Annotated in this window: 2 protein-coding genes; both read left to right on the plus strand. The window is 58.8% G+C overall.

The window, feature by feature from the left end; genetic code table 11:
* The first annotated feature begins 45 nt into the window (after positions 1–45).
* The gene (locus tag BUB53_RS21995; protein ID WP_073038204.1) at positions 46–1,593 is read left to right on the plus strand and encodes a plasmid recombination protein; all 1,548 of its coding nucleotides are present in this window, start codon (positions 46–48) and stop codon (positions 1,591–1,593) included.
* Between the two features lie 320 nt (positions 1,594–1,913).
* A complete protein-coding gene (locus tag BUB53_RS22000) occupies positions 1,914–2,807 on the plus strand; it encodes a replication initiation protein (protein ID WP_159437895.1) in 894 nt (297 codons plus the stop codon).
* Positions 2,808–5,297 lie beyond the last annotated feature (2,490 nt).

A 5,297-nucleotide genomic window follows, 5' to 3' on the forward strand; every position in this document is an offset into this window, starting at 1 on the left:
AAAGTTTATCTAGTAGGTTAGACAAACTTTGTCTGAGAGGCGCGCATGACAGCCAACTCCAAAGCAGTTTCCGCACGCCTTGAGCCGTCGCGTAGCGGCCAGCGGGCACATGATCTGCGCCTTGGTCCTCAACCCGAATATGTCGATGAAACCCGCTCTCACCTGAACCGAACGATCATCGAGCCTCTGACATCCGCCGCCCTGCGAGACGAGTGGCACAAGGTCAAAGATCGGATCGGCAAGAAGGGCAAAATCAGGTCCAACCAGAACCTAAGCTACGCCGGGATCATCACCTTCGGTCACGCGGCTCAGAGAATCTTCGAGGGGCTGCCGAAAGAGCGGCAGGACGCTGCCTTTTTGGAAGTCGGCCAGAAGATCGCGGAACGCTTTAACACGCGATTGACCGGTATGGTCTTTCACGGCGACGAAACAGCGCCTCATGCCCACTTCCAGCTGAGGGGCATCGCCGAAGATGGGACGATGCTGTCGCAGGTCGTGAAGCGGGCCGCGCTGCGCGAGATCCAGACGATTACTGCCAAAGTCATGGCCAGCCACGCGGACGGCATCGAGCGCGGAAAGGAGAAGTGGGTCCGGATCGAGGAAGGCGAAGATTTCGCCTCGACCGTCAACCGCTCAGTCCAGCAGCTTCACGAAGACCTGCCTGCTGAAATCGCCGCGAAAGAGGCCAAGCTGGCCGAAGTCACGGCCAAACTGGACACGAACCGCAAACGGCTCACCAAAGCGGAAGCGGACCTCGCCCGCGCCATCGAGCAAATTGGGGCCGAGAGCGCCAAAGCAGAGAAGCTTCGGGAGCGCGCCGCGACCTATGAAGCCCGCGCGATGAAGGCACAGGCCAAGGCTGAACGCCTCGCCAAAGAACTTGCTGAGATCGAAGGTCGAGCCGCAGAGGCTGAGAAACGGGCTCAGGAGGCTCAGGAGCGTGCTCAGGTAGCCGAGGGGCGGGCAGAGGCACTAGAAGCCGCTGTAGCCCCTCTCAGGGACGCTGTGGCGGCTTATGATGCCTACGAGGCGGCTGAGGCCGCTCGCATCTCTGCGATTGAGACGGATGAGATACGGCATCAGGCTGAAAACGAGGTGGCTGCCGATCTGTTCGGGCAACATGTCGAAGCAACATCTCTCGCAGTGCTCTTCACCAATGGTGATTGGGATTTCTCGCAGCTACTGGCCTCCACTCCCCTCGATCCGAAGCTGCCCTTCGCGGATATGCGCCAGGCGTTGATTGAGAGCCCTGAGCTGGTTCGCTCGCTGGAATACCAGATCGAGGATAGCGCGGCTGGCGAAGAGAACGCTGAGATCGATATCGACCTCTCAGACCTTGGTCAGCGTTTGAGCGAGTCTGGAGGGGATGTTCGCCCTTTGAAGAGGGAGCAAGCGTGGCAGCGGCTCTTTGGTGACCCTGCGGCGGCCCTTCGAAAATTCTTCGACGCGATGGTCCAGAAGGTCATGGGCGAACGACTAGCCAATCTGAGAAAGCCCGCGCCAATGCCGGCCTCTGCTCAGCCTGCGGCTGCATGGCCTGAAGACCTCCGCGACCAGATACGCGCGACGAAGGGCTCTGACCCGGCTCCCTGACCTTTTCTCAGCTGCATGGCAGTTTCCTTGAGTGTCGGGTGTCGAGTGTCGCGTGTCGCTTCGCTCCCCTCGCCACCCGACACTGACACTAGGGGGCTTAAAGTGGAGGTTTCGGAGGGCTGGAGTGGAGGTTTCGGAGGGTATGAGTGGAGGTTTCGGAGGGTATGAGTGGAGGTTTCGGAGGGTATGAGTGGAGGTTTCGGAGGGCTGGAATGGTGATTGACGAGTGGAGAAACTCAAAATAATCTCTCCACATGTCAGAAATAGCCGTTCCTTCGAGCCTCATATCCATCCAAACCAAAGAGCCCATGTCTCCGGCCATGCGGTCAGTCGTTTGGGAAATCGGTGCGGCCTTAGATGAGGCCCGCATACAGCCGGGGCATCGCGAAGCAGTTTGGCTGTCGATTCCGACAAGCCGCCTTCGTGGCGAGGCCGCAAGGAATGACAACGCTCACCTCAAGGTGACACTCGCAAGGCTTACCGGGGTTTACCTGACAGGAGAACACAAGGGCGATGAGTGGGGAGCTGTGATCCTCGCCGAATGGCATCTCGAACAAGGAGGCTCGATGGCGCGCTTGTTCATCCCGCCCTCTGCTGTTGCCGCGATCCAAACTCCAAAAACCTTCGCCAAGATTGAGGCTCGCGCAGCGCATTCTCTGACCGGCCATGGGCGTCAGCTATATGTCCTGCTTTCCGACAGAAAGAACATGCGCCAGCAGCACTGGACCTACACTGTGGCAGAGCTGCGGGCACTGATGGGCTGCGAAGACAAGAAGACCTATCAGGTCTGGGCCCAATTCAACAAATGGGTGCTCCAGCCCGCCCTAAAGCAGGTGAACGATTTCGGTACTGTCTCGGTGAAGATGACGACAAAGCGCCTCGGGAGAGCGGTTGAGTGGGTGCGCTTTGATTGGAGCTGGAAAGACCCCCACGAGGCAGCCGACACCGCCCGACAGAATGAACGTCATAGCTCAACGCGGAGAAAGCAGCAGGAGCACGATGACGCCCCGCCGATGATCGAGGACGGAGAGCAGAGTGACCCAGCACTGACATGGTGGGGCAAGCTCCGGGATTCAGAACGGGACGACTGGGCTGATCGTGTCGGTCGCACCATCGAAATAGAGGGGCCCGGCGGGCAGAGCATGACGACGACGCGGAGAGAAGCGGACATTGCCCGCGCAGCGCACGCGCAACACTTGAAACAGGGGGTGTGAAACAGTGCGAGACCCCAAGAGATACACCCTTGGAACGGCGGCCAAGGCGACCGGAAAAAGCAAAACAACGATCCAGAGAGCGATTTCGAAAGGCAAGATTTCTGCTCAAAAAGACCAAGACGGCAGCTATTCCATTGACCCATCAGAGCTGCACCGGGTTTTCCCGCGGCTGACAGGTGAGACCGTCTCAAGCGACTCCAACTTGGACACTTCGAGACCCCACGATGAGACCCCCGAACTTAGGGCGAAGATCGAGGCCCTAGAAGCAATGCTCGTCCGCGAACGCGAAGCTCTGGACGAGGTCCGTGAAGATCGAGACGCGTGGAAACAGCAAGCGACCGCACTGCTAGAAGCTCCGAAAAGATCGCGTAGCTGGCGCTGGCCATGGGATCGCTAGGACAGGAGAAAATCATGAGCATCAAAACCACTCCCTTTGACGCGACCAGATACCTGAGTACCCCAGCGGCACGAGCGGAGTTCCTACGTGCCGCTATAGGAACAGGACACCCTGCATTCATCGCACACGCCAAGGAAGTGGTTGCCCGCGCTGCCGCCGCTGACCGCGATGTCTAAAGAAGCCGAACTTCACCAGCTCGCGGCACGCCTCGGCCGAGAAGTCGTCGTCGAGGATCATGGCGTCTACCTGCTGAGCCGGGGCGGCTCTGATGATGAGCGTATCGGAGGCACACCAGAGGCCGCGCGCCGAGCCCTTATCAGGCGCGTTCAGAGGCGGCAGGCAGCTATGGCCGACAGGTACGGGCAAGCGAACTGACAGGCTAGTTCTGGATCGAATATCCGCCGGAGACCCGGCATCCACCGAATAATTGCGCGCAATCCACAGAAAAAACGCCCTCTTCTGAGACAGATGCGTGTCACGCGTATAAATAGAAGTATCGGCAGTCTGATGAGCTGTCGTGCGTGGCCTAAGCGTCTTGCCAGAAGCTAAGCGGGGGGCCCCTCCTGCGACCCCAAAGCAAGGCGTTACGGGTCTGTCGTGTGTAGGCGGCAACCGATAGCGGCAAATCCACAGCCCGGCACGCAGGGAGTAACCTAATGGATGCGATCATCATCATCCTCATGGTCGCGCAGCTTGCTGTGTCGATTTATGAGGTCTGGAAGTCCTCGAAGAAGCCGTAAGGCTTTCTAAAAGGTAGGGTAAGGGCTGGGGGTTCCGGTACCTGCCCGTTCCTAGAAACGACTTCGGCCCCGTGCTCGGCAAAGCATCGGGGCCGTTTTATGTCGAGAGGTCTCTCCTCGGATAAGGTTTCACCGTCTCGGATACGATCAGGAATAAATATATAGCAAACAACACCTGGGTCAACATTTGGTTGACCGGACAGGACGGTGCCTACCCCCTTGTTTTAAGGGCGGTTCCCCATGACCCTCAAACGAGCCCAGCCCTCTTCCGGGCCAGATAGCCCCTCTTCAGAGGCTTCCAAACTGACGGCCCAAGAGCGCGAGCTGTACCAGCTCGCCTACCGAACACGATCCCTCCCGGCACATGCGTGATCCGAAACAGGCGCGCATAAAAAGGGTCAATGCCCTTCGCCATGTAGAGCTTTTTACCCTCTGGGTTGTGAGCATCAGTGACATGCAAAGCGCCATCAGGAAGGGGGGCTGACAGCTTCATCCCGGCCATAGACCTGACCCACCGAACCAGCTTCTCTTCAAACTCTGCTCTGTTCTCCGGCTGTATGTGCAACATCCAATGCACATGGTGACGACCATTCGGGGCCTCGATCACCCACGTGTCTACAGGGGTGCCGTTTTTGGGCGTGCCCGTGCCTCGTGGCTTGTACCCCGACCAGCGACCAAATTTTTGCCGCCGCATTTTCCGGAATGTTGCCGATGCCTCTTCCGCAGCAATCCCAAGCAGCCTCATGTCGATGCAAACCACCACATTCATAGGCCGCCCAATTGCTGCCGCTGTCCGGGGGCTGTGCAGCAGTGTGGTCACTGCCTTTCGACTGATGTGATGGGATGCCGATGTTGCCATGCGCGTACTTACCTCGCTCGCCTATGTCCATATGTTGATGTTTTTGTAGCAGTAGGGGCCACATTTACTAAAGATGAGCGGCGGAGGCTAGTTGGCCCCACGCCAGCCCCGTCCCTACGGCCCTTTTGATGAGAGCGGGCCGGGGCTGGCTACGCGCACCGCCCCGACGTTCGATCCAGTGCCCACGGATATTATTGATGCCTGCGCCTCTGGGTGCGCTCGATCTTCGGCACGCAGCGCCCCCACAAGGCTGGCAAGGGGCGAGGATCGGGCGTGCCCAGAGGCGATCTGTCGACGGGGTTTCCAAAGGGGCACTAGCCCCTTTTGGTCCTGCGGAAGGCAGGGGGGTTTTGAAAGGGGGGAGAGTGTGCTATCCCCCCCTTCACCGGAAGATGAACGAAAGTTTATCTAGTAGGTTAGACAAACTTTGTCTGAGAGGCGCGCATGACAGCCAACTCCAAAGCAGTTTCCGCACGCCTTGAGCCGTCGCGTAG

This window comes from Roseovarius pacificus, assembly GCF_900142665.1.
Taxonomy (GTDB): domain Bacteria; phylum Pseudomonadota; class Alphaproteobacteria; order Rhodobacterales; family Rhodobacteraceae; genus Roseovarius; species Roseovarius pacificus.